Origin of the sequence: Pseudomonas sp. ESBL9, assembly GCF_036668715.1 — a bacterium.
Lineage (GTDB): Bacteria > Pseudomonadota > Gammaproteobacteria > Pseudomonadales > Pseudomonadaceae > Aquipseudomonas > Aquipseudomonas lundensis.
Genome location: NZ_JAZEVV010000006.1, coordinates 137,294 through 163,588 on the forward strand (window position 1 = coordinate 137,294; position 26,295 = coordinate 163,588).

Annotated in this window: 12 protein-coding genes and 1 pseudogene; 11 read left to right on the plus strand and 2 right to left on the minus strand. The window is 57.7% G+C overall.

The genetic code is table 11. From position 1 onward, the window contains the following. Positions 1–61 precede the first annotated feature (61 nt). Together V6F78_RS17655 and V6F78_RS17660 are read left to right on the plus strand one after the other, a co-directional pair. On the plus strand, positions 62–6,595 hold the full coding sequence (locus V6F78_RS17655) for an NEL-type E3 ubiquitin ligase domain-containing protein (RefSeq protein ID WP_332727969.1): 6,534 nt from the start codon (positions 62–64) through the stop codon (positions 6,593–6,595). A gap of 204 nt (positions 6,596–6,799) precedes the next feature. Then, positions 6,800–13,327 carry an NEL-type E3 ubiquitin ligase domain-containing protein gene (locus tag V6F78_RS17660; RefSeq protein ID WP_332727970.1) on the plus strand — a complete coding sequence of 2,176 codons (6,528 nt, stop codon included), beginning with the start codon at positions 6,800–6,802 and terminating at the stop codon, positions 13,325–13,327. A 75-nt stretch (positions 13,328–13,402) separates the two neighbouring features. Here V6F78_RS17660 and V6F78_RS17665 read toward each other — a convergent pair whose 3' ends face one another. Then, positions 13,403–14,128, minus strand: coding sequence for a 4'-phosphopantetheinyl transferase family protein (locus V6F78_RS17665; protein ID WP_047292633.1), 726 nt, complete (start codon positions 14,126–14,128; stop codon positions 13,403–13,405). A gap of 144 nt (positions 14,129–14,272) precedes the next feature. Here V6F78_RS17665 and V6F78_RS17670 point away from each other — a divergent pair, with 144 nt between their 5' ends. From V6F78_RS17670 to V6F78_RS17705, 9 genes and pseudogenes are all read left to right on the plus strand, one after another. Further along, positions 14,273–14,950: a response regulator gene (locus V6F78_RS17670; protein ID WP_047274242.1), complete on the plus strand. Its 678-nt coding sequence runs from the start codon at positions 14,273–14,275 to the stop codon at positions 14,948–14,950. Continuing rightward, positions 14,947–16,293, plus strand: coding sequence for an ATP-binding protein (locus tag V6F78_RS17675; protein WP_047292608.1), 1,347 nt, complete (start codon positions 14,947–14,949; stop codon positions 16,291–16,293). The genes V6F78_RS17670 and V6F78_RS17675 overlap by 4 nt, the downstream gene beginning before the upstream one ends. A gap of 285 nt (positions 16,294–16,578) precedes the next feature. Further along, positions 16,579–17,913: a dicarboxylate/amino acid:cation symporter gene (locus tag V6F78_RS17680; RefSeq protein WP_048374730.1), complete on the plus strand. Its 1,335-nt coding sequence runs from the start codon at positions 16,579–16,581 to the stop codon at positions 17,911–17,913. Between the two features lie 768 nt (positions 17,914–18,681). Further along, positions 18,682–19,200, plus strand: a complete 519-nt coding sequence (locus V6F78_RS17685; RefSeq protein ID WP_047274249.1) for an Hcp family type VI secretion system effector — start codon at positions 18,682–18,684, stop codon at positions 19,198–19,200. A 126-nt stretch (positions 19,201–19,326) separates the two neighbouring features. Continuing rightward, a complete protein-coding gene (locus V6F78_RS17690; RefSeq protein WP_157315129.1) occupies positions 19,327–19,479 on the plus strand; it encodes a hypothetical protein in 153 nt (50 codons plus the stop codon). Further along, a complete protein-coding gene (locus tag V6F78_RS17695) occupies positions 19,476–24,158 on the plus strand; it encodes an RHS repeat-associated core domain-containing protein (RefSeq protein ID WP_332727971.1) in 4,683 nt (1,560 codons plus the stop codon). The genes V6F78_RS17690 and V6F78_RS17695 overlap by 4 nt, the downstream gene beginning before the upstream one ends. Before the next feature lie 10 nt (positions 24,159–24,168). Then, positions 24,169–24,576, plus strand: a complete 408-nt coding sequence (locus V6F78_RS17700) for an Imm44 family immunity protein (protein ID WP_047296779.1) — start codon at positions 24,169–24,171, stop codon at positions 24,574–24,576. A 221-nt stretch (positions 24,577–24,797) separates the two neighbouring features. Continuing rightward, positions 24,798–24,905: pseudogene (locus V6F78_RS22480) on the plus strand (RHS repeat-associated core domain-containing protein); the annotation flags it as partial. A gap of 309 nt (positions 24,906–25,214) precedes the next feature. Continuing rightward, positions 25,215–25,823 (plus strand): hypothetical protein, encoded by a 609-nt coding sequence (locus V6F78_RS17705; RefSeq protein ID WP_332727972.1) that lies wholly within the window; start codon positions 25,215–25,217, stop codon positions 25,821–25,823. Here V6F78_RS17705 and V6F78_RS17710 read toward each other — a convergent pair. Then, positions 25,798–26,292, minus strand: a complete 495-nt coding sequence (locus tag V6F78_RS17710) for a SprT family zinc-dependent metalloprotease (RefSeq protein WP_047277434.1) — start codon at positions 26,290–26,292, stop codon at positions 25,798–25,800. The genes V6F78_RS17705 and V6F78_RS17710 overlap by 26 nt on opposite strands. Between the last annotated feature and the right edge of the window lie 3 nt (positions 26,293–26,295).

Below are 26,295 nucleotides of genomic sequence, written 5' to 3' on the forward strand. Positions count from 1 at the left end.
TACCGCTTGGCGCGGTTGGTTCCTGTTTAGGGTGTTGCCTTTAGCCTCAGGAACATGGCCCATGACCGATTTTTCTCTCAACCACCCAGATCGTGCGCCCGTGCTGTTATCAGCCAGGCAATGGGCGCAGCACGACGCTTTCACGTTTATGACCGCCAACATGAAGGCTAACTTTTCGGGTTTTGATGATGCCCTGATAAAAAAATACGTCGATTTACAGCGCCAGGCACTGGCAAGCGTGCAAGCCCTTGAGAACGAAAGCCTGCGCTTTCGAGAAACCTTTAAAACCACTCACCTGTCGTTACTCAAGCGCGAGCTGAAAGACCTGACCGGGGATGATATTGACCCTGAACGCGCCTGGCTCTACACCCGTTATCGTGAATTCAAGGAGCAGCGCACACCGCTGGATGTACTGAGCGGATGGATCAATCCAGAACCTGTCGCTGCGGGGCAAACAGTTAGAGCCGACCGTGCGCTGGATGAGTCCAAGTACGTTGACCACGTGTATTCCATCAGCCTGTGGGACGCTGCGTGTGCGAACTTCGGTTTCACCACTGACTCGATCTTCCTCAAGCCTTTCAGTTTTGTGGAGGCGAGCTTTATCCGATATGGGCAGACGAACAAGGCGGTGGATGTCAGGGCGTTCATTTCTATCGTTCGACGTCTGGATTTTGGGACCTCCCTTTCGCGCAGTCTCTTGCAGGCCATGGCCCCTGATGGCCCCTTGAAAACCATGATTTCGGCCTCCGCCAAGGCTTGTTTTGCATTTGACCTGTTGGAGGCTTATCGAAACTCGGCGGTCAGCGGTGTCACCCAAGCGGGGTATGAGCAGGTTCTCAAGGCTTTTAATGGCGAGGGCAAATACCACGCGCACTCGCTGACGATGGCCCGTTCTGTTCACCCAATCGCCGATCACATACCGATCCCTCTGTTGTTCCTGCATTTTCCGGGTTCGCAGGGCGGGTACACCTACTGCCCGAACAGGCCGGGAAGTGCGCTTCAGTATCACGCGCAAGTCCAGGACTACGCTGATCATTTTCGTGCGCAGCTCAAGCAGTCTCATCGCGATGGCCAGTTAGGATGGTTTGCTTCGCAATTACCCTTGTCGCGGCTTCGTCACTTTCAAAACGTGCTTAACGGTCAACCCCGACCGCGCGGTCTGAGCTGGATGGCAGGTGTGTTGTATGACGGTTTTCATGCCGCGTTTCCCGAGTCGTCTCTGGACAATATGACCATTTATGAAGAGCCAGCGCCGTACAAAGATCCTTCCTTGACCGACATGCTGAGCCTTTACCCCGAGTACCGCTTCAATTCAGACCTGAGTCTGTTGGCCACAACCCGTTCCGAAAGCGATTGGCAGGCGTTGAAGGAAGCGATGCTGGCCATCGGGCAAGAAATCTTGAGCTTGCTGACGACGCCGGTGCCTGGAGGGGTGACAGGCCTGATCCGGGTGATGCAGTTCGCAGTCTTCGGTTCCTTGGGTTATGGCATTGCCAAAGGCTTTTTGGAGGCCAGCAAAGGTGTGACCAATGAGTTCGCCGCTGCATTGGCCGATACGGCCGATATGCTGCTCAGCGGTTGGTTGATCGGCGTAGGCAGCAAGATTCATCGTGCGCGCATGAGTACGCTCTGGAATCAACTGGGGCGTCCGCGCAAGGTCGTGTTTGCCGATGGCAAGACCCATTTGTGGCGGCCAGGTCTGAATCAGTATTCGCAGCTCGATGCCAGCACGCTCGACAGTTTGACGCCCACCGTGCAAGGCATTTATGAAATCAATGACGCGTTATACGCCAAGGTCTACGACGGCGAAGTGCATCGCGCTGTCGAAATCATGTACGACGTCCAGAGCAAGCACTATGTCATGAACACCCAGAGTGCTACTGCCTATCGGCCTGTGGTGAAGTTTGATGTGGCGTATCAGGTGTGGCGACTGGCGCTGGATGATATCGACCACTTGAGTGACCCGCAGTTGGTACAACGCATGCTGCCTTTCGATGCCTCACGCGTGGCACTGAACGACATCGCGTTGATGTTGCGCATTACAGCGACAACACGCGGGCAACTGGAACATACGTGGCAGGGGCATCCCATACCGGGGGCGCTGGCTGACGGGGTTCGGCGGTTGCGGGTAGAGCAGATGATCAAGCAGATCATTGCTGACGTACCCTTGCGTGGAGAAATGCCCGCCAATGCCGATTCCGCTGTGTTCGCCTTGCTCACGCAGTTGCCCAACTGGCCCGCCGATACCGTACTGGATGTCTACGACCAGTCTGCAGTGAAGGTGGAGTCATACGGGAAGGATCCCCAACCTGGAGTGGATCAACGACCGATTGAAATCAAACGGCTGGACTATGGCCGCTATGTCGCCAGGGACGATGTGACCCAAGGCGCTGCGGGCGTTGAGCAGTTGTTTACCTTGATTGTCGATCAGCTACCCGAGTCGTCCGTGCTGGGGCGTGAAGGACGACCCGCAGCGAGCAAGACGAGCCGAATTGCCTCGATTCGCGAGCAAATTGCAGGGTTGGCAAAAACCGACAGCACGCTGTTGTTTCAGGCCTTAACGGCCCTGGAAGGCCGTCAACGGGTTGACGCGCTGGCCAATCGCAGCCCGGCCCGCAAGTTCCTCCCGTTGGTGTATCCGCCCTTGTCCGCCACCACAACGCCCTTGATTGCCAAGTTGCATGCACTCAACCCGCCGTTATCCGTCGAGTGCCTGGAGCAATTGCTGGTGGAATTTCCTTTCACGGCCCATCAGGTATCGCAAGCACTGGAACATGACCGTCAACCCATTGCTTTTTCGCAGGCGGCCGATCGCCTGAACATTCAGTTGCGCATTGATCTCACGCTGGATGGCATCTATCACACGCGCAGTTTCAGCCCCGATACCGATCAGTGGACACGTGAGTTTGCCCGAGGGTTGCTGAGCGAGAAGCTGGATCGTGCGCTGGTCGTCACTGAATATGCTGATCCCCTCAACATAACGCCTTATGTCCCCAGCGGCCCTGACGACAGTGCTGTGGTGTTACGTCATTACGGAAACGGCATTTATCAGGCTTACGATTTCCGTACCGATATCGTGGTGCCGGTTGCGCGTTCCGCTGACAGCTTTTATCTGGCGATTGGCTCGATCCTGCAAATCCATGAGCGTATTCCCTTGGGCATGCAGACGGCGACCGATGCCGCGGGCCTGCGTAAAACCTTGGGGGACATGATGTCGGCCATGCGTCAGCCCAATGGCGAGGTCAGGCTCTGGGAAAACGCCCCCGGCCAATTCGTCCAGGACGTTCGTCTGCCGCAGGGTGCGATGCCGGATGAGTTGGGCTTGTATGAATTGAACGGGGGAAAATACGTGCCACTGCACGGCGCCGTTTTCCAGGTTGAATGGGTGAGGGACCGTCACCAGTGGCGCTTGAAACACCCCCGCAACGTCGGTGTCGATGGGCCGGCTCTGGAGCATAACCATGAGGGGGCGTGGCGGCTCACCACCGAAAACCCATTGGAGTGGGACAGCCTTACCTTGCTGCGTCGACTGCGAACGGTGCCTGTTTCGTTTGACGATGAGGCAGGCAAACAGGTCATGCAGATCAGCCAGACGGACGCCGCTGTGTTACGTCAGGTGCACCTGAATAACCGGCCTGCACCTGCCGTGCTAATGGACACCTGGAAGCGTTTTAATATCGAAGCTGAAATCAAGCAATTTGTGAATTCCATGCAGGAACACTATGCCTTGCGTACAGCCCGTGCGGACATTCAGTTACTGCTGTTGCAAAGCTTGCCGGGCTGGCCTCGCGATAAGGTGCTGCGCGTGGTGGATACGCAGGGCAATACCCTTGCCGAGTACGGTGCCAATTTAAGCCGTGAGGTGCCCAGGGTCCGAATCTCCCGTGAAGACGCCAGCAATGGCAGCCTGTTGCGCGCGCTGCTCATGCGCCTGGACAGGGACGATACAGTGGCGCTTTTAGGCCACTATGACCCGGTCATTGAGCAACGCATGCTGAGCCTGGGCAAACGGATCGCCGCGCATGCGTTGGGCCGTAAGGCGGACCTGTTCAAGTCGCTCTATGAAAAAGAAGAATTGAGCAGTGACCCGTATGTTCAATTGATTAAAAAACAACCGGTCAAGCTGCCGGTCAGCGTCATAAAAAGCCTCTTGCGCCACACGACAAGTCACGAAAAAGCCCACTATCTAGACCATCAGCTCATTCCTCCCCGCGTGTCTGAACAGATCCCCTGGTCAGCTCGGGAAGTGCGCCTGGCACGTGCCTACGAAGGGTTGTTTCTGGATGCGGTAGCCACACCGGACAGCGAAAAGCTTACGTTACATATGCTGCAGGCCTTGCCAGGCTGGCCGGCACAGGTGGCGATCGAGGTGCGAAGCAATACCTTAGAGGGCGATGTGCTCGACAGTATCGGCAGCGCCCAGGCAGGCGCTCGCCGTTTACTGGTTAAGTATGAGCATCAATACCTCGCCTACGAGAGCGATGGCCAGGCGCTCAATACCCTGCCTGAAACGGGTAACAACCTGCTGTCTTCAATCTTGCACCTGTTGACCGAGGACGAACGCAATGCCCTGGGTATTCAGGATGTCGAGGACAGCCGAACGCTGGCGGCGAAAATCAGTGAACGGGCGTTTGCGGATCGGGCGAGGATTAAAAGGCTGTTGGGGCTCGACAGCGATAAACCCTGGCGCGTACCACCGATGGCGCTGGATGTGTCGATCACGGCCTACCCGTTGTTTACGCGACGTGGAGGGGGCATCCATTCAAACACCCTTATCGCGAAGGCTGTCAGGCTGTATCCGAGCCTGACAGCGGATGAGATCAACGTGTTTTTGAATACCTTGGCAAGCAATGAAGCGAGCCGGCTGATTGAGCTCGACAGGCTGCGGGTCGAGTACGAAACCATGAAGCGGCAGTTGGACGTGTGGACACACCTGTTATTTCGCTCCGTGTCTGAGGGGTATGTGTTGCCGGTTTCACGAGATGCTCGGCGCCAGATTGCTCAACGAATATTGAGCGCATGGCGCAAAGAAACCCCCAGGATTTACGCCCATGACGGTCATTTTATTGGCCATAAACTGGATTTATCGGACTTGGTGGCCGGGGATCTTCCTGCGTTGGTGGGTGATTTCAGCCACATAGGATCGTTGGTGATGGACAACATGTCGCTGTACAGCGGTTCGTCTGAGTTCCTGAACTGTTTTACCAACCTGCGCTGGCTCTCGATGGCCAACAACTTGCTGCCCGTCATCCCCGCTTCGGTCTTGAGAATGACAGGCTTGACGCGCCTTGTTTTAAACAATAATCACATCGTTCTTACGACGGAAACTGTGCAACGGCTGCGCAACCTCAGGCTGCTGAAACTACTCAATCTCAAATATAACCTGCTGGGGCTTGCGCCCGATGTCACCCTGATGACAGACCTTCGAGGGCTCTACCTTAGGCATTCAATGATTTCTACCTGGCCCGTTGGCTTACTCGGGCTGACTCATATCGAGCGTGCCGACCTGAGCAACAATTACATAACAACCATCCCGCAGGCGGTGTTCGAGGGGCCCGATGACAGCCCTGTCAATCGCAATGTGGTGCTGCATGACAACCCGTTGAGTGCCGAGAGCCTGAATCGGCTGAGCGCTTATCAGCAGCGCACAGGCCTGAATATGGGGGTATACGTTCAGCGTGAACATCTCGCATTGCCTGAGCCCGCAGTGCGTGAGCTGGAGGCCTGGCTCAGCGAAGACTTATCGGAAAGTGAAATAGCGAACAGAACCGCGCAATGGGATTTGCTCAAGCGTGAAGGGCAGGTGGCTGAAGAGTTTCTCGGGCTGCTCAACGACATGACCAGCGCCAAGGACTACACAGGGGAGGTCACCCAACGCGCGCTCAAGGAACGTGTCTGGGCGTTGATCACACAGATGCTTGAATCAACGGATGTAAGGACGGGAATTTTTCATGAAATTAACCACGTCCGTACGTGCGCGGATGGGGTCATGCTCATCTTCGATAACCTTGAAGTGTTTACGCTTGTGCACAAAGCGCATCAGTTCGACTCGCAAACGCAAACGGCTGCTTACTTGCTGACACTGGCTAAAAGCATGTTTCGCCTGCGCCAAGTCGATCAGGCCGCCAATGAGGATATTGCCGAACGCTACCGGGCGGGCGGGCAACCGGATGATGCGCAGATACAGCTGTTTTACCGCATTAATCTTGCTCAGGACCTCAAACTGCCCATACAAACCCGAAGCATGCACTTTACTGTGATTGCTGCGGTGACTCACGCACAGCTTAATCAGCTTAAAACTCGCGTCTTGAACATGGACGATACGCCTGAGTTGCAGTACTCCATCACCTCAGAAAAATTTTGGCGTGATTTTTTGCAGCGCGTCTATGCGGATCGTTTTCAGGCCATCGAAGATGAATTTAAAACCACCTACGACTCGCTGGCCGAGCAGAGTGAAACGTTGGGCGCAACCGAATACGAAAGGTTGGGGCAGGAGGCCGTGACCCATAAGGATCAGGCGATCGAAGCCTTGTATGAGGCGCTGACCCGGCAAGAGCAAGCGGCGACCGCCGGGGTTGAGGTTAACCTCTTCTAAGCGGTTGCAAGGTTGTCTGCACGCTGTCTTTCAGGCCCTGAAGCGTGTGCATCAGGGCCTTTTTGAGCAGGGGATTGACGCCTGAGACCGCTGCGGTGACTGCGGTGTGGTGCCTTCGCTCCGTTAGCCATGGATAAATAACTACCGCATTTGCCGGATTGTTCCTGTTTAGGGTGTTTTTTTCCCTTCACTGGATGACTTGACATGACCCTCTCTTCAGATGGACCGCAGCGCCCACCGGCCCTGCTAACGGCCAAGCTGATTGCCCAGCAGGAGGCGCTGGCCTTTATGGCGGCCAACATGCGTGCCCGATTTGCCGACTTCGACAATGACCTGATCAAGCGCTACATCGACTTGCAGCGCGCGGCCCAGAGCAGCATGAAAGAAGCCGAAACAGAAACCACACGGTTCAGGGAAGCCTTCAAAGCCACGCACTTGACCCGGCTCAAGCAGGAGCTGGAAGCCTTGACGGGGGAGGACGTTGATCCTGAGCAAACCCGTATTTACACCCGTTATCTTGAGTTCAAGGAAGGCCGTACACCGCTGGATCTGTTGAGCGAGTGGTTCAACCCAAGGGCCAATGGCGAAGAAAAGCCGGTCAGGCTGCGACGGGCGCTGGATGAGTCAAAAACCGTCGAACACGTGCGCTCCATGACGTTGTGGGAGGCTGCATGCGCCAATTTTGGCTTCAGCACCGACTCTATCTTCCTCAAACCGTTCAGTTTCGTTGAAGCCAGCTTCATTCACTATGGCCCGGCCAGTAAAGCGATGGATGTGCGGGGGTTTATCGCCATCGTTCGAAGGCTGGACATGGGGGGCGCACTGGCCCAGGACCTGGTTCAGGCGACGGCCCCTGACGGCATCCTGAACAAGCTGATTGGTAAAGCCACCCGAGCCAGCTTTGAGTTTGACCTGCTGGAGGCGTATCGCAACGCCGCCGTCAGTGGCATCAAACGCCAGGACTACCAACGCTTGCTCAAGGTGTTCAATGACCCCCATGCGTGCAATGTGCGCCCGGTGTCGGTCTATCGTTCGGCGCGTGCGATATTTGACGATCCCATGGAGACGTCGCTGGTTGTCCTTGAATTCGAGGATGTAAAAGGGGTGTACAGCTACTTTCCGAACCGGCCCGGCGGCGCGCTGTTGTATCACCCGCCACGCACGAGCTTCACAGAGCATTTCAGGCGGCAATTGAAACGCTCCCATCGCGAGCAGAACCTGGGCTGGTTCGCCGCTCAATTATCCCTGCCTGCCCTGAGCCAATTTCAGCAGTTGCTCAGTGATGAGCCGCGCCCACCGGGTTTGAGCTGGCTGGCCGGGAAGCTGTATGACGGCTTCCATCTGGCGTTTCCGGAGCCGACACTCGACTCCCTGAAGTTTAGGGTGGAGCCGGTTGGCTATCCGCGTCGAAAGCTGGTCGATGTGTTGAGCAGGCGCCAGATCAAACGTTACAAAACCAACCTCTCACTGATGGCGTCTTCGCGTTCTGCCGCAGACTGGCAAGCGCTCAAGGACGCCATGCTGGCCATTGGCAATGAACTACTGAGCCTGCTGATGACCCCGGTTCCTGGCGGCGTGACGGGGCTCACCCGGGTGATGCAAATCGTGGTGTTCGGTTCGCTTGGCTATAGCTTTGCCAAAGGCGTCATCGGGGCCAGCCGCGGGGAGCCCGATGAGTTTGCCAGTGCCTTGGCCGACACGGCTGATCTGCTGCTCACCGGATGGTTGATCGGGGTGGGCGGGCGGGTGCATGACAAACGGATGAATGCATTGTGGAGCCGGTTAAGGGAACCGCGAAAAGTCACCCTCGGGGATGCAAGCTCAGCGCTGTGGCGACCAGACCTGAACCAGTACTCCCTTGTGGAGGCCAGCACACTGGACAGCCTGACGCCTGACATTCAGGGCCTTTATGACATCAACAACAAACTCTACGTCAAGGTGTACGACGGGGATGCCGTACGCGCTGGCGAGGTGGTCTACGACCCGAAAGACAAGCGCTACGTCCTCAACTCCCCGGATCCGCACGCGTATCGCCCGCCCGTGAAGTTCGATCCTGCCAAGCAGATGTGGCATGTGGTGCTGGACGATGTCAGCAACCTGAGTGATGGGCAATTGTTGCAACGCATGTTGCCCTTTGATTCGAAGCGAGTCGCCATCAAGGACATCGAGTTGATGTTGCGCACCACCGCCACCCCGCGTGCGCAACTGGAACAGGTCTGGCAGGGGGGGCCATTGCCGGGGCCATTGGCCGACGGGGTTCGTCGGTTGAGGGTGGAACAACACATCACCCGGATCATTGATGACCTGCCTTTGCGCGGTGAGATGCCGGCCAATGCCGATCAGGCCGTGTTCGCCTTGCTCACCCAGTTACCGCACTGGCCTGCCGATACCGTCCTGAATGTGTTTGATCGCCAGGGTGTGCGGATCGAATCTTATGGGCCCGATCCACGACCGGGCGTCGAGCCGCACAGCATTGACATTAAACGGCTGGACACCGGCCGCTACGTGGCCAGAGAGGATGTGACGCAAGGTCCCGCCAGCGTCGAGCAACTGTTTACGCTAATTGTGGATCAACTGCCTGAAGGCTCTGTGCTGGGGCGTGACGACAATCAGACGGCCAGTAAAACCAGCCGCATTGCCACGCTGCGTGAACAAATCGCCCAACTGGCCCAAACCGAACGGGCGCTGTTGTTTCAGGCCCTGACGGTGCTGGAGGGGCATCAGCGCTCTGACCCGGTGGCCAGCCGCAACCCGGCCCGCAAGTTCTTGCCGCGGGTGTATCCACCGTTTTCCAGCCGAACGTCGGCTTTGATCGCCAAACTGCATGCGCTGAACTCGTCGTTGTCGGTGGCGTGCCTCGAACAATTGCTGGCGCAGCACCCGTTCAGTGGGAATCAGGCCCGTGATGCGTTGCAGCACAATCGTCAGCCGATTCCGTTTTCTGAAGCAGCGGATCGCCTGAAAATCCAGCTACGTATCGATCAGGCGCTCGATGGCATTTATTACACCCGGGCCTATAACCCGGACATTGACCAGTGGACACGCGAGTTTGCCAAAGGCCTGCTGAGTGACAAGTTGGACCGTTACCTGGCGATTACCGAGCATGACGCCCCGTACCTAGTGCGCACCGGGCCCGACGACAATGCTGTAGAACTGCGGCATTACGGCAACGGCATTTACAAGGCCTACGACGTTAAAAACAGCAGCGTCATTCCGGTCCCCGAGACCAGTGACAGTTTTTATCTGGCGATTGTCTCGGTGCTACAACCCCGCGAGCGCACGCTTCTGGGCATGCAGCACCCGACCGACAGCCAGGGGTTTCGCACCGCATTGGGTGATGCCATGTCGGCCATGCGCCAGCCGAGCGGGGAGGTTCGGCTCTGGGACAACTCGGCGAGCCAATACAGGCAGAACCTGCGTCTTCCCCGCGACCTTAAACCCGATGAATTGGGGCTTTACCACCTCAACGGCAAACAATACGTGCCGTTGTACGGTTGGGTGTTTCAAGTGGAATACGACAAAGTCACCGCCCACTGGCGACTCAAGCACCCCTCCAGCGTGGGGGTCGATGCGCCAGTGCTGGAGCACAACTATGAAGGTGCATGGCGCGTCAGCACTGAAAACCCCTTGCAGTGGCAGGGTCTTACCCTGCTGCGCCGACTGCGCGCGACGTCCTTTTCGTTTGAAGATTCAGTGGGCAAGCAGATCATGCAAGTCAGCCATACCGATGAAGGTACCCTGCGCCATGTGCACGTGAACAACCGTGCGGCTCCCCCCCTGCTGATGGACACCTGGAAACGCTTTGATATCGAGGCAGAGATTCACCGCTTTGTGAATGCCATGCAGGAGCACTACTCCCTGCGTACGGCCCGCGCCGACATCCAGTTGCTGTTGCTGCAAAGTCTGCCGGGGTGGCCCCGCGATAAAGTGCTGCAAGTGGTGGACGAGCAGGGCAATACCTTGGCCGAATACGGGGCTGACTTGAGCAGTGCAACTCCCAGGGTCAAGTTGTCACGAGAGGACGCCAGCAATGGCAGCTTGTTACGTGCCGTGCTCATGCGTCTGGATAAGGCCGATACGCTGCAACTGTTGGGCGACTACGAGCCGGTGATTGAACTGCGCATGCTGGCACTTGGCAAAAAGCTGGGCGAGCACGCCCTTGCGCGCATGCCGGACGTGTTCAAGTCGCTTTACGAAAAAGAAGAGAAAAGCGCCAACCCGCACGTGCAACTGATCCAGAAAGATCCGACTCAGCTGCCTTTGAGTGTGATCCGTACTCTGCTACAGCGCGCCACGGCGCATGAAAAGTCCGAGTATCTGGACAAGGGCGACATTGCGCCTCGACTGGCAGAACAAATGCGCCTTACCGCCAGAGAAGTACGCCTGACCCGCGCCTATGAAGGGTTGTACCTGAAGGCCACGGCCACCCCTGACAGTGAAAAACTCATGTTGCATCTGTTGCAGGCCTTGCCGGGCTGGCCGGCGCAGGTGGCGATTGAAGTGCGCAGTCAGACGCCGGACGGGCCTGTGCTCGACAGTATCGGTACAGCCGAACCGGGCCATTACCGGCGGTTGGTCAAGCAGGAGCATCAGTACCTGGCGTATTCGAGCGATGGCTCGGCCCTGAATACACTGCCCGAAGCGGGCAATAACTTGCTGTCGTCCATCTTGCATGTGCTCAGTGAAGATGAACGCGCGGCCATCGGCCTGCAGGGCGTGGAGGATAGCCAGACCCTGGGGGCGAAAATCAGCGACCTGGCCTTGGCCCACCGGACGAATATCCGCACCTTGCTGGGGCTGGAGACCGAAAAGCCCTGGATCGAACCGGTAATCAGGATGGATACCTCGATTATTGCTTACCCCTTGTACCCGCCAACGGGGGCGGGGGCGCACCCCAATGACCTGATACGCAAAGCCGTTCTCCTGTACCCGAGCCTGACGGGCGAGCAGATCAACCATTGGCTCAATCGCCTGGGCAATGACGAAGCCTCCCGTTACAGAGCCGTGGAGCAGCGGCGGGTGGAGTTTGAAAGCCACAAACAACAGTTGGAGGCATGGGCGGCCCGGGACGTGGTGTCGGCCGGCTCCGATCAAGCAGCGCCTAATCCCGCTAGGCACGAGGCTGTGCAGCGGATGTTGAGTGCCTGGCGTACAGAAACCGAGGCCCTGTATTCACCCGACGGCCAGTTCATCGGGTACACCTTGGACCTGTCCAATCTGGCTGTTGGAGACCTACCGGCGCTCACCTCGAATTTCAGTCACATCGGATCATTGGTTATGGAGGGTATGGGGCTGTATAACGACCCCAGCCATTTCCTGAGCCGTTTCACGGGCTTGCGCCACCTTGCGATCACTAACAATCGGCTGGCAGCCGTACCGCAGCACGTCTCCCAAATGACGGGGCTGACACGCCTCGACTTGAGCGGTAATCGTATCGTGCTCACGCCTGAAAGTGCTCAAGGCTTGAGCGCATTGACGTCACTGCGCGTATTGAACCTCAACTTCAACCTCATCGGTTCTGACAGGTGGCGTCAGGGAGCGTCTGCCGTGCCCGATGTCACCCACATGACAGAACTGCGAGAGCTGCATTTACGTGGCAACCAGCTCCTGCAATGGCCATCCGGGCTGGTTGGCCTGACGCACCTCGAAACGGTGCGCATGGACTTCAATCATCTGTTCAACATTCCACAGGCCATTTTGGAGCTGCCTGCCGACAGCACGGTGGCGCGCAGTATCCGCTTGTCTGGCAATCCACTACTTCCTGAGGTTATGGAGCAACTGGAGGTGTATCACCAGCGCACGGGGTGGAGTTTTGGCATCATCCTGCCCGACAGGACGGTGCCGGAGCATGACCATAAACGGCTGGTGGCCATGTGGTTCCCGCCGGGCCTGGCAAGAGGCGAGAAAGCCCGCAGAACCCGTCAATGGGATTTGCTCAGGCGAGAGGGACGGGTGGCGGAAGACTTTTTCCGGGTCCTCCGGGACATGACCGGTTCCAGGGAGTACGAAACGTCGTCCACCCGCCAGCCGCTTCAGGAACGGGTGTGGGAGTTGATTGACCTGATGCTGGAATCCACCGTGCTGCGCCAGACGGTCTTTCATGAGATCAATTTTGTGGCGACCTGCGCTGACGGTGTCATGGTGATATTCGGCAACCTTGAAGTGACTGCGCAGGTGCATAAAATCGAGCGCATGAGCACTGAGCAAACCATCGCCGCGGACTTGTTGACGTTCGCAAAAAGCCTGTTCAGGCTGCGTCAGGTGGATGACATTGCGAACAGGGACATCCGGGAGCGCTATCAGGCTGGCACCCATCCCGACGACGCTGAAATTCAGCTGTATTACCGGGTTTATCTGGCCGAAGAGCTGGGTCTGCCCCTTAAAACCCGCAGCATGCAGCATGAACAAATAGCCGGGGTTACCCCGCAGAAGCTTAACGATGCCAAGGCCCACGTGTTGAGTCTGGACAGAAGCCCGGCGCTGCACTACTCGATCACCCGTGAAAAGTTCTGGCGCCGGTTCCTCAAGCGCAAATACGAGGCGCGCTTCAAGGCGGTCAGGGAGGATTACGATAAAAAGCGCGAGCAACTCGCCAGCCACAGCGAAACCCTGGAGGAAGCCCTCTATATCCAGCAGGGGGAGGAAGCGGCTGCCAGCCACAAACAGGCCAGAGAGGCGCTGTTTGATGAGCTGACCCGTTTTGAGCAAGCAGCGGCGGGCCTTGCAGGATAAACCGGGGCGGTGCAGGCAACCTGGCGTTGCCCAATGATGAAGTGAGCCCTGAAGCGATGGCTTCAGGGCTTTTTATCAGGCTGCGATGGCCACCAGGCTCAAGAGCTGCCCTTCATGCACGGCAAACTGCCCTTCGATTTCCTTGCCGTGGTGCCACTCGGTCGACAGGTCGGTAAGCAGACGCAGGCGCACGTGGCCGTCTTTCGACCAGCTCAGCACTTCGGCGTGTTCAAAGTAGAAGCGTTGGCCTACGAGGGGGAACAACGCCTTGAACAGGCTCTCCTTGATTGAAAAGGTCAGGGTGACGACCAGCGCCACATCCTCAGGGCAGCCATCGGCCATGCGCGATTGCTCAGCCGGCGTGAGGATTTCTTTGACCAGACGCCGGGCGCGCTCGTCGCTGAGGAGGTTTTCGAGGTCGATGCCCAGCCCTTGCCACTCACTTTTGAGCGCTACCACGGCGCCCGCCCGGCCGTTGCTGTGGGTGATGGCACCCGCGATGTGGGCGGGCCATACGGGGGCACGGTCTTCACCGATGGCGGGCGTGGCGCAGGTGCCATCCAGGTGCAGCAAGGCGGCGCGCGCGCACAGGCGTCCGGCCAGAAATTCGGCTTGGCGTTTGGCCACTGAGCGTTGAATACTGGCGGGCATTTCGATTGCGCTGCGGGCAAAGTCGTCAGCCAGCAAGTGCGCAGGCGTGAAGTCGGTACTGCGCCAGACGCTGCCCGGCAGCGGTTGAGGCAAAGGCCAGTCGGCACGCAACGGGGTACAGCAGGCGGGCAAGGCAGGGAATCGAGTCATGCCGCGCATTTTGCCGGGTCCGCGCCGCGCTGGGTAGTCGCTTGCGGCGGTTGGGCTATCGTTCAGAGTGCGTTCAGGGCCGTAACGTTACAGTGGCCACGTGTTTTACGCCTATGGAGGCGCGATCAGGCTTGGGAGAGCGCGATGAAACTGCTGGTGGTAGAAGACGAGGCGCTGTTGCGCCATCACTTGCAAACCCGCCTCAGGGAAGGGGGGCATGTGGTCGAGGCCGTGGCCAATGCTGAAGAAGCGCTGTACCAGGCCGGGCAGTTCAACTACGACCTGGCGATGATTGACTTGGGCCTGCCCGGGCTTGGCGGGCTTGAGCTCATTGGTGAGTTGCGCCAGCGTGGCAAGACGTTCCCGATCCTGATTCTGACCGCGCGCGGCAACTGGCAAGACAAGGTCGAAGGGCTGGCAGCGGGCGCTGACGACTATGTGGTCAAGCCGTTCCAGTTCGAAGAACTTGAAGCGCGTTTGAATGCCTTGTTGCGCCGCTCCAGCGGTTTTACCCAGCCCACCATTGTGGCTGGCGAACTGGTGCTCGACATCAATCGCAAGCAGGCGGTGCTGGAGGGTGAGCCGCTGGCGCTGACGGCCTATGAATACCGGATTCTGGAATACCTGATGCGTCATCACCAGCAGGTGGTGGCCAAGGACCGACTGATGGAACAGCTGTACCCGGATGACGAGGAACGTGATCCGAATGTGATCGAGGTGCTGGTCGGGCGCTTGCGACGCAAGTTGGAGGGGGCAAACGGCTTTAAGCCAATCGATACGGTGCGCGGCATGGGGTATTTGTTTACTGAGCGCTGCCGATGATTCGTTCGCTGCGCGTTCGACTGATGCTTGCGGCCACCTTGCTGGCCGTGCTGTTCATGCTGGCGCTGTTACCGGCCATGCAAGGGGCATTCAGTCTGGCGCTCAAGGGCGCCATCGAGCAGCGTTTGGCATCGGATGTAAACACCCTGATTTCCGCGGCACGGGTCGAAAAGAATCACCTGAAAATGCCGGTCCTGTTGCCGGATGAACAATTCAACCTGCCGGACAGTCGCCTGCTCGGCTACATCTATGACCGCGAGGGCCATCTGGTCTGGCGCTCGCGGGCCACGCAAGAAGAATCCATCAACTACAAGCCGCGCTATGACGGGCGCGGCAACGAGTTCGCAAGTATTCGTGAGGACAGCGGCGAAGAGTTCTTCGTCTATGACGTGGAGGTCAAGCTGCTGGGCGGCAAAAGCGCGGCCTTCAGCTTCGTGGCGTTGCAGCCCATGCGCGAATACAACATGACCCTCGCCGGGCTGCGTGAAAATCTTTACCTGGGATTTGGCGCTGCATTGTGTGTGTTGCTGGCGCTGCTATGGATTGGATTGACGTGGGGGTTGCGTGCCTTGCGACGTTTAAGTCAGGAACTGGACCAGATCGAAACCGGCGAGCGCGACAGCCTCAGCGAGCAGCACCCGCGTGAATTGCTGCGCTTGACCGGCTCCTTGAACCGCTTGCTGCAAAGCGAGCGTGAACAGCGCACCCGCTACCGCGACTCGCTGGATGACCTGGCCCACAGCCTGAAAACCCCGCTGGCGGTGTTGCAGGGCGTCAGCGAAAGCATGGCCCAGCGCCCGGAAGACCGCGAACAGGCGTGGGTACTGCAAACCCAGATCGAACGCATGAACCAGCAAATCAGCTACCAGTTGCAACGCGCCAGCCTGCGCAAAAGTGGCCTGGTGCGCCATCAGGTCGAGCTGATCCCGGTGGTTGAAAGCCTGTGTAACACCCTGGAGAAGGTCTACCGCGACAAGCGGGTCAAGGTCAGTTTGGACATTGCGCCCCTCAGCCATGTGCCGATCGAGCAAAACGCGTTGCTGGAGCTGCTCGGCAACCTGCTCGAAAACGCCTACCGCCTGTGTTTGAGTCAGGTGCGCATCAGCCTGCATCGTACGGCGGCAGGGATTGACGTGTGCGTGGAAGACGACGGGCCCGGCGTGCCCGCCGATCAGCGGGCGCGCATTCTGCAACGTGGCGAACGTCTTGATCGCCAGCATCCGGGGCAGGGGATCGGCCTGGCGGTGGTCAAGGACATCATCGAAAGCTACGACGCGCAGTTGACTCTCGATGATTCCTCCTTGGGCGGCGCGGCATTTCGCATACGCTTCGCGGTGGTGTGAAGCAGGCGGAAATCCGCCATTTCCTCCTCTCGTTCACAGTCAATGGGCGGAAACCCGCCAAAGTTGTCCTACAAGAATTGTCTGTAATTTCCTACAAGGCTAGGTGCCGTCGGGCTTTGGGCGTGTTTTGCCAACGTTGGCCCGTGGCTTGCAATAAGTGCGAGAGGTCTGCCGACAGAGCAGCTCGACACAACAAATCCCTCCAAGTACAGGAGGGTTCGCGCTTTAGGCGTTGCCGGTCTCAGATGGAATGATGGCCGAGTGATGCACTTGAGGAACTTTGCAATGACGACTCGTCAGCCACTGTACAAATCCCTGTATGTGCAAGTAATCGTAGCGATCACGATCGGCATTTTGCTGGGCCACTACTACCCGGAAACCGGTGTAGCGCTCAAACCCTTGGGTGATGGCTTTATCAAACTGATCAAGATGGTCATTGCCCCGATCATTTTCTGTACGGTGGTGAGTGGTATCGCCGGGATGCAGAGCATGAAATCGGTCGGCAAGACCGGCGGTTATGCACTGCTCTACTTCGAAATCGTATCGACCATTGCCCTGTTGATCGGTCTAGTCGTGGTTAACGTGGTGCAGCCGGGCGCCGGCATGCACATTGACGTCTCCACGCTGGATGCCTCCAAAGTCGCGGCCTATGTGACCGCTGGCGCAGACCAAAGCATCGTGGGCTTCATCCTCAACGTGATCCCCTCCACCATCGTCGGCGCCTTCGCCAACGGTGACATCCTGCAAGTGCTGATGTTCTCGGTGCTGTTCGGTTTTGCCCTGCATCGCCTGGGGGCTTACGGCAAGCCGATCCTGGACTTCATCGACCGTTTCGCCCACGTGATGTTCAACATCATCAACATGATCATGAAGCTTGCCCCGCTGGGCGCGCTGGGTGCCATGGCGTTCACCATCGGCGCCTACGGCGTGGGTTCGCTGGTGCAGTTGGGCCAATTGATGCTGTGCTTCTACATCACCTGCGTGCTGTTCGTGCTGGTGGTATTGGGCGGTATCGCGCGCGCTCATGGTTTCAGCGTGATCAAGCTGATTCGCTACATCCGTGAAGAGCTGCTGATCGTACTGGGCACGTCCTCGTCCGAGTCCGCGCTGCCACGCATGCTGGTGAAAATGGAACGTCTGGGCGCCAAGAAGTCGGTGGTTGGCCTGGTGATCCCGACCGGTTACTCGTTCAACCTCGACGGCACGTCGATCTACCTGACCATGGCCGCCGTGTTTATCGCGCAAGCCACCGACACGCACATGGACATCACGCACCAGATCACCCTGTTGCTGGTGCTGCTGCTGTCGTCCAAAGGCGCTGCGGGCGTGACCGGTAGCGGCTTTATCGTACTGGCCGCGACCTTGTCGGCGGTGGGCCACCTGCCGGTTGCCGGCCTGGCGCTGATTCTGGGTATCGACCGCTTCATGTCCGAAGCCCGCGCCCTCACCAACCTCGTAGGTAACGCGGTGGCCACTTTGGTGGTTGCCAAGTGGGTCAAAGAGCTGGACGAAGACAAGCTGCAGGTTGAACTGGCCTCCGGCGGTCGCCCGCTGGAAGAAACCCGGCCGCAAGACGATCTGGGTGTGGCTGAAGGCCCGACGCCTTCGCTGATGAAGTAAACCGCAAACGATTAAAAAACCCATCTTCGGATGGGTTTTTTTATGGTTGTCTGCGATGTGTAAAACCCCCACCTCAAGGTACTCGATACCTTTCTCAGCGTGTCCCTCCTGATCGTGTTTGGTCATCTTCACGTACGCGTGGTCCACCAGCGCCTGGATGTATTGCTGCGGGAAACTTAGCTGTTCGTACAGCCATGCCCACCAAAGCGCAGATGTCGTAAAGACCGAATGCTCGCCGTTCGCAATAGGTTCGTACGCATTGACCTCACCTCAGTTGATCTGAGGTTGTTGGTCCATGATTTCGCGAAGGCTGAGGTGCAGTGCGCTTTGCTTGATTTCTGCTCGCGTTTTCGCGCCTTAAGTTAACAACGCAGTAGTAAGGAATGGCGAGGGTAACAACCTTTTAAAACAGGGCAAATTTGCGCTCTGACGGACGTTCGAAATGGCCTCAAGTCCAACTTCAAAAAAACACCAACTGCGCAAGAAGTTGCGCACTCAAATGTGGATAACTGTGTGGATACATGGCCACAGTACATATAAACCGTGAGCTGTAGACGAGTGCGCAAGAAGTTGCACAGTACTGCGCAACTTCTTGCGCACTTTTTAAAGGTTTTTGTTTAAAAAATAACCAGCAAAATTCCTTACTTCGCGTAACGCCTTGTTTTTAAATGACTTGATAAAAGCTGGCACGATCTTTGGTTACTCCATTCAGCACTTGAGTGGCATTTGCGCCTTTCAAGTCCTCATTTTTGAGCAAGGAGAGCATCAATGGCGACGCCAGCTTACATGTCCATCACCGGCACCAAACAGGGTCTGATTACAGCCGGTGCATTCACCGCGGATTCGGTGGGCAACACCTATCAGGAAGGTCATGAAGACCAGGTCATGGTGCAGGGTTTTAGCCACGAAGTGATCATCCCTCGCGACCCGCAATCAGGCCAACCGACCGGCCAGCGCGTTCACAAGCCGGTGAAGATCACCAAGGTGTTCGACAAGTCCTCGCCGCTGCTGCTGGCCGCACTGACCTCGGGCGAGCGCCTGACCGAAATCGAAATCCAGTGGTTCCGCACCTCGGCTGCCGGCACGCAAGAGCATTACTTCACCACCAAACTTGAAGACGCCATCATCGTCGACATCAAGGACTACATGCACAACTGCCAGGACCCGTCGAATTCGCACTTCACGCACCTGGAAGACGTGGAATTCACCTACCGAAAAATCACCTGGACCCACGAAGTGTCGGGCACTTCCGGTTCCGATGACTGGCGCTCGCCGGTGGCTGGCTAAGGCTGGCTGAGTGTTTCTGCGCACGGGCGCCTTGTGGGTCGGTGCGCAGGTTTAACCCCGGAATGATGTGTTTTCGTCGCCTCTTTTTTGGCGACGCGCGCCTGCAGCACTGCATGAGGAGTCAGGATGTTTTCACCGGCGGATCAACCCCATTTCACGCTCACCCTTGCGGGTGCGGACGTTCAGGTCGTGGCTTTCAAGGGCCGCGAGGCCTTGAGCAGGCCGTTTGTTTTTGATCTGGAGCTGGTCAGCCTGCTGACGGGTGAGATGCTTCCATGACCACTGAAAATACGGCTGTAGAAAAACGCGGCCCGCAGGTCGCCATCGTTCCGCTCAGTGCCATCGACGTCAAAGACGTGGCCAGTGGCGCCGCCGTGTTCGATGCCTGGTTACAGGAGATGAGTGGCGGGATCGTCACCCTCGAACGGATTCAGGGGGTGGCCGGGGCTTTGCCCGTGGTCGGTAACATCATGGCGCTGGTGGACGCGTTGGGCGACGTCGTCACGCTGAGCAAGACTGAAAAACGCGACCTGTTGCTGTGGGCGAGCCTGGCGATTAACCTGATTGGCGTCTTGCCCTTGCCACCGACCATGGCCGCTGCGCGCATGACCCTGCGCCCGACCTTGCACCTGGTGCGTCAGGAGATGCGCTCTACCACCAAACTGATGCTCAGTGCCTCGGTCATCGAGATTCTGGTGGGCCACCTGAACGCGTCCATCGTCGGCAGTCTCGATGACTTCGTCGAGCAAGCCCGGGCCAAGCTGCCGCAGATCCTCGCCGACGCCGGCAAGCTCGGCGAAGACATGCTCAACGAAATCGCCAAGGGGCTGGAAGCCGCCGTCAACGGCACCCTCGATGCCGGTGGGGATCTGGAGGCAGCAAGTGCGCAGATCAGTGCGGCGGGCGATCAGTTGCTGCATGACCCCAAAGCGGCCATCAGCAACATCTTCGGCGGCTTGTTCAGCGCCTACAAAGCCGCTGGCAAAGGCATGGCCAACAGCGCCTCGCAGCACCTGCTGCCCGACGACATCAAACGTTCCGTCACCGCCCACGCGGCTCAACTGCGGGCGATGGGGCCAGAGCTGCGCACGCAACTGAGCGCGCTCACCGCCGAAGACGTTGAGTACTCGATTGGCTGGTTGTTGCTGATCCTGTCCAGCGCCACGGCCTTGTGGCGCAAGCGCAATGTCCATGGGCAAAGCACCAACGTCAAACCCACGGAAACCAACAAGGCCAAGCAAACGGCGGCTGAGGGACAGATCGACTCCACCGGTAAACAAGCGTCTGCAACAGGGATGGCCAATCCCGCAAAAAACTGCGCCTGTGACCGTACACCGCGCAGCATAAATTTCGCGCTGGGCTCCGAATCCCTGAGCCACACCGACTTCAGCTTGCCCGGCCCGTTCCCGATTGACTGGACACGCACCTACTACTCACGCCTGAGTGCCTATGATCAAGGCGCCCTGGGCGCGCGCTGGATCACCGAATTCACCACCCGCTTTGACCTGCACGACAAGGGGCTGGTGTTCCACGATTCTGACGGCCGTGAGCATAAATACGCACTCAAACCCGTCGGCAAAGCTCACTACGACGCCATCGAAAACCTGACGCTGGTGCGCGTCACTGAAAATTCCTTACTCCTCTGCCGCGGCTTCGAACGCAGGGAAACCTATGTGCGTCACGGCGACCGCTTCCTGCTCGCGCAAATCGAACTGCGCAACGGCGCAGGCATCATGCTGCACCACGAATACCGTCACGCTGACCAGCCGGTGTTGTCCGACCTCATCACCTACCAGGGCGACCTCGACAACGTCCATTTACATCTGGGCACGATGATGGACGAACACGGGCGCCTCACAGGCCTGTGGGAAATCCGCGACAGCGCGCCGGTGCGCCAACTGGCGGCCTACTACTACGATGCCCACGGCGACCTGATCAACGCCCAGGACGAAAACGGCGCCGCCTGGACGTACCAATACCAGCACCACCTGATCACCCGCTACACCGACCGCACGAATCGCGGCATGAACTTGCAATGGCAAGGCACCGGCCCCGACGCGAAAGCAGTCCGTGAATGGGCCGACGACGGCAGCTTCGACACGCGGCTGGAGTGGGACGAAAACATCCGCCTGACCTACGTCACCGACGCCCACGGCCACGAGACCTGGCACTACTACGACATCCTCGGCTACACCTACCGCATCCGCCATGCCGACGGGCGTTCAGAATGGCTGTTCCGCGACGACGCGAAAAACATCGTGCGCCACGTGCATCCCGACGGCAGCACCGACCGCTACGCGTACGACGATCGCAGCAACCTGCTCGAACATACCCGCGCCGACCACAGCGTCATGCACTACGCCTACGACGATCACGATCAACTGATCAAAATCAGCGACGCCGAAGGTGGCCTGTGGCTGCGTGACTACGACGATCAGGGCAACCTGATCGAAGCCGTCGACCCGTTGGGTAACACCACCGAATACGCCTACACCGCAGCGGGCTTGCCGAGCGCCATCAAAGACGCCAACGGCAACGAAAAGACCCTTGCTTACAACGATGCCGGGCAACTTATCGAGTACACCGACTGCTCCGGCAAAACCAGCGTTTGGGAGTACAACGACCTCGGTCAGATGGTCTGCTTCACCGATGCGGCGGGCAACACAACCGAGTACCTCTACAAAGCCGGTCAACTGATCCATATCAAGCACCCCGATAACACCGAAGAACGCTTCAGCCGCGACGCCGAAGGCCGACTGCTGGCCCACACCGATGGCCTCAACCGCTGCACCACCTGGAGCTACACCGCCGCCGGTTTGATCGACGAACGTATCGACGCCGCCGAACAGACCCTGCGCTACCGCTGGGACCGCCTCGGGCAACTGCTCGCGCTGGAAAACGAAAACCGGCAACAGGCGACTTTTCATTACGACCCGGTTGGTCGCTTGCTCAAAGAGACCGGGTTTGACGGACGCAGCACCCTGTACGCGTACGACGAATCAACCGGGCGCCTGGCCAGCACCGTCGACGGCCAGCGCACCACCCAGGTCGAGTTCGACCCCACCGGCCGCCTCATCGAACGCAGCGCACGCCTGAACAACACCTCGCAAACCGAAACCTTCGCCTACGACGGCAACGGCAATTTGGTCATGGCCAGCAACGCCGACAGCCGCCTGCAATGGTTCCACGACCCGGCGGGCAACCTGCTGCGCGAACACCAGCACTACCTGAGTTTGCAAACCCCGGTGGTTGCCGTGTGGCAGCACGAATACGACGTGCTCAACCAACGCATCGCCACCACCCGCCCGGACGGCCACAGAGTGAGCTGGCTGACCTACGGCAGCGGCCACCTGCTGGGCCTGCGCCTCGACGAACACGAACTGATCGGCTACGAACGCGACGACCTGCACCGCGAAGTCGCCCGTCATCAGGGCAACCACCTGCTGCAGACCCAACAATGGGACCCGGCCGGGCGCCTGCAAGAACAGCTTTTAGGCCGCAGCGACGACAAAACCACCCTGCTCAAACGCACCTATCAGTACGACGCAGCCAGCCAACTGACCGACATCCACGACAGCCGCCGTGGGCCGCTGTCCTACCGCTACGACCCGGTTGGCCGACTGCTTGAAGCCACCAGTCGCCTGGGGGTGGAAACCTTCGCCTTCGACCCGGCCAGCAACCTGCTCGACGAACAAAATCAACAGGTGCAACGACCGCTGGAGCAAAACCCCAAACGCAACAAACTCATGGACAACCTGCTGCGCGAATACGCCGGCAGCCACTACGACTACGACGAACGCGGCAACCAGATCCGCCGCTGGCACAACGGCCAGCAAAGCCGCCTGCACTGGGACCTGTTCGACCGCCTGGTGCGCTTTGAAAACAGCCAACTGCGCGTCGACTACGCCTACGACCCGCTGGGAAGACGTCTCTACAAACACTCCAACGCCCACCACCTAAACCGAAGCGAAGCCGGCTCGCAGTGGAACCGTAACGAACAGGCCCGCAAACAGCGGGAACTGGGGTGCGGCTTCACGTTATTCGGCTGGGACGGCGACACCCTCGCTTGGGAAAGCAGCCCCGCGCAGGCCGATGGCGCGAGCGGCAAAACCGTCCACTACCTCTACGAACCCGGCAGCTTCGTCCCCGTGGCCCAGGCCCTGCGCCACCAACCGATGCGCCTGCTGGCCCAACCGAGTTACACCGGCGCCTACGACATCGACCAAGACCCGCTGTGGACCCACACCCCGCAAGCGCTGCCGATTGACGTGTTGGCGTGGTACCAGTGCGACCACCTCGGCACGCCACAAGAACTGACCGACCACACCGGCCAAATCGCCTGGAGCGCACAGTACAAAGCGTGGGGCGAAGTCAAAGAACAACGCACGGAATGGGCACAACGCCAAGGCCTGACCAACCCGATCAGGTTTCAGGGGCAGTACCACGATCACGAAACAGGGCTGCACTACAATCGGTATAGGTACTATGATCCACGGGTCGGACGGTTTGTTAGCAAAGACCCGATCAGCTATGCGGGTGGGTTGAACCTGTATGCGTATGCGCCTAATCCGGTGGAGTGGATTGATGCGTTGGGACTTTGGAAAGGGCAGCCGAGAAAGCCTAACGGAACCTTCGGGCCGGGAGCCAATCCAGCCAGACGCTGCCCGGATGCACCAGATCCGACTAAAAAGGTTCATGGGAATGATTTGGATAGTGATGCGCCGGCTATTGGTTACTCTTTAAGAGATAAAAACACTCTTGAAGTTATGAAGTATGGCGAAACTACAATGATTAAAAAACGCTATCCTGATAAATATTTGAAATCTGAAGGAGTGGTAGTTGAGCCTGAGGCTGTAGGTACTAAACGTGAGATGCATCAATGGCAGCACGAGAAAATTTTAGAGTACAAGATCAGTCATGATGGTCAACGCCCACGTCTTAATAAAAATGACTATTGAGGAGTTACTGATGGAGTTTTTTATGTCGGCTGAAAGAGAAGCGGGAGTAGCAGAGGGGGAGCGCTCAGCGAGAAAAACAATAGAGCCGCTCATGATAGAGTTACTGAGCGGCATTGAATTGGAATCAGCTTTTAAAAGCTGGAGCTTTATACCTGTAATTATGTCTGGTAGATTTGCTTTTGAATTTCCAGAATTCATTAAAATAAGAAGAAATGAGAAGGGGCTTGATTGTAGGCTGCATATTGACTTTGAGGAATTTAAGGAGGCGGATGAGCGCAAGCAAATTGTTATGATGCTGAACACTATGGTGCGCTCAATAGACATGATGGCTAAGCACAAAGTAACTAAAAATGATCAGGAGGTACTGAAAGGTGTTGTGAATGAGGTACGTAAAAAATTGTTGAGTTCAGATAAGTAGTGTTTGTGTGGAGTATGGTATGTGCGGTCTTGAGTTTTTATGGGCTGCAGGCATGTGAGAGTATGGATAAGTGACTGCCACCCAAGGTGGCGTATTTATTATGCAAAAGTACGTAAAATGGGAAATTAATTATCAGCAAGAGCCCCCCCCCCCCCCCGCGGTGCAGAGTTGGTTCCAAAATTTAATAAGTGGCCTGGATCGTGCGGTAAAAAGCCTAGTGCGAAGTCACAGAACAGCGCTCGGACTGGGCAAATCCTATTAGGTTTCAGGGCCAGTACCACGATCACGAAACGGGGCTGCACTACAACCGTCATCGGTACTATGACCCACTTGTTTTGGTACCTGCCGATAATGTAAAGGGTCAAATATCCTTGATATTGAATGCCATTGAAAGGGCGACAGAAATTATGAGCAAGTTAAAAATTCGCTAACAGCGACATAGAAAAACTTAGAAATGCAGTTGCCGAAACAAAAAAACATTTACCTTCCTCATTCGATGTATAGATAACAACAAGTGGCACTTTGTATTTGCAAGAACTGCACCGGCGTTCTTTAACAATTAACCTTGATGTACTGGTACCCAGCAATGCATATCGATTGGTACAGCCGCCTACAGTGGCGGCCTGTTCGACCGCCTGGTGCGCTTTGAAAACAGCCAACTGCGCGTCGACTACGCCTACGACCCGCTGGGAAGACGTCTCTACAAACACTCCAACGCCCACCACCTAAACCGAAGCGAAGCCGGCTCGCAGTGGAACCGCAACGAACAGGCGCGCAAACAGCGCGAACTGGGGTGCGGCTTCACGTTATTCGGCTGGGACGGCGACACCCTGGCCTGGGAAAGCAGCCCCGCGCAGGCCGATGGCGCCAGTGGCAAAACCGTCCACTACCTCTACGAACCCGGCACCTTCGTCCCCGTGGCTCAGGCCTTGCACCACCAACCGATGCGCCTGCTGGCCCAACCGAGTTACGAAGGTGCCTACGACATCGACCAGAACCCGCTGTGGACCCACACCCCGCAAGCGCTGCCGATCGACGTACTGGCAGTTACGCGGCGATGGTTTCGCTGGCCTGTACTAGGCGGTGTTTACGACATTACTTTTCGTACAGAACGGTTTGTGCTGTTTTTGAATCAACACCTCTCCAGCCTTGGTTCACTTCTTGTGTTATCCAATATTCGGAGATGCGTCGGTGAACCTTCCCCCCATGTTTTGTACCCGTTTATTCAATTCGGGTCTGGCCCGTGAACAGCAGCGTGTTCCGGCATTTGCGGCACAGGTAGCGGCGGCCTTTGTTGACCAGCCCGTGGCGTTGGGCGGTGAACGGGAAGTCGCTGTCCGGGCAGGGGCAGCGATAGATGTAACGGGTCACGCTGCGGCGTTTGATGTCATACGTATGGCAACGATTGGGCGGCAGTTCGTACACCCCGCGCATGATTAGTTGCCACTCTTCACCATGGGCCGCGATGCGGTCGCCAAACAGTTGATGGGCGATCAGGTGCGCGACTTCGTGGGCCACGGTTTGTTTGAGGAAGTCGTCGCGGTTTTCGCGGTACAGCTGTGGATTGAAGCGCAACAGGTTTTCATGCAGGTGCGCCACACCGGCCTTCTGGCCGCGCAGCTTGAAGCTGACCACGGGGCGCTTGAAAGGGCGCTTGAAAAACGCTTCGGCAAGGTTGAAACAGTCTTCGACGCGGGAATTGAGCAGCTCGGGCATGCG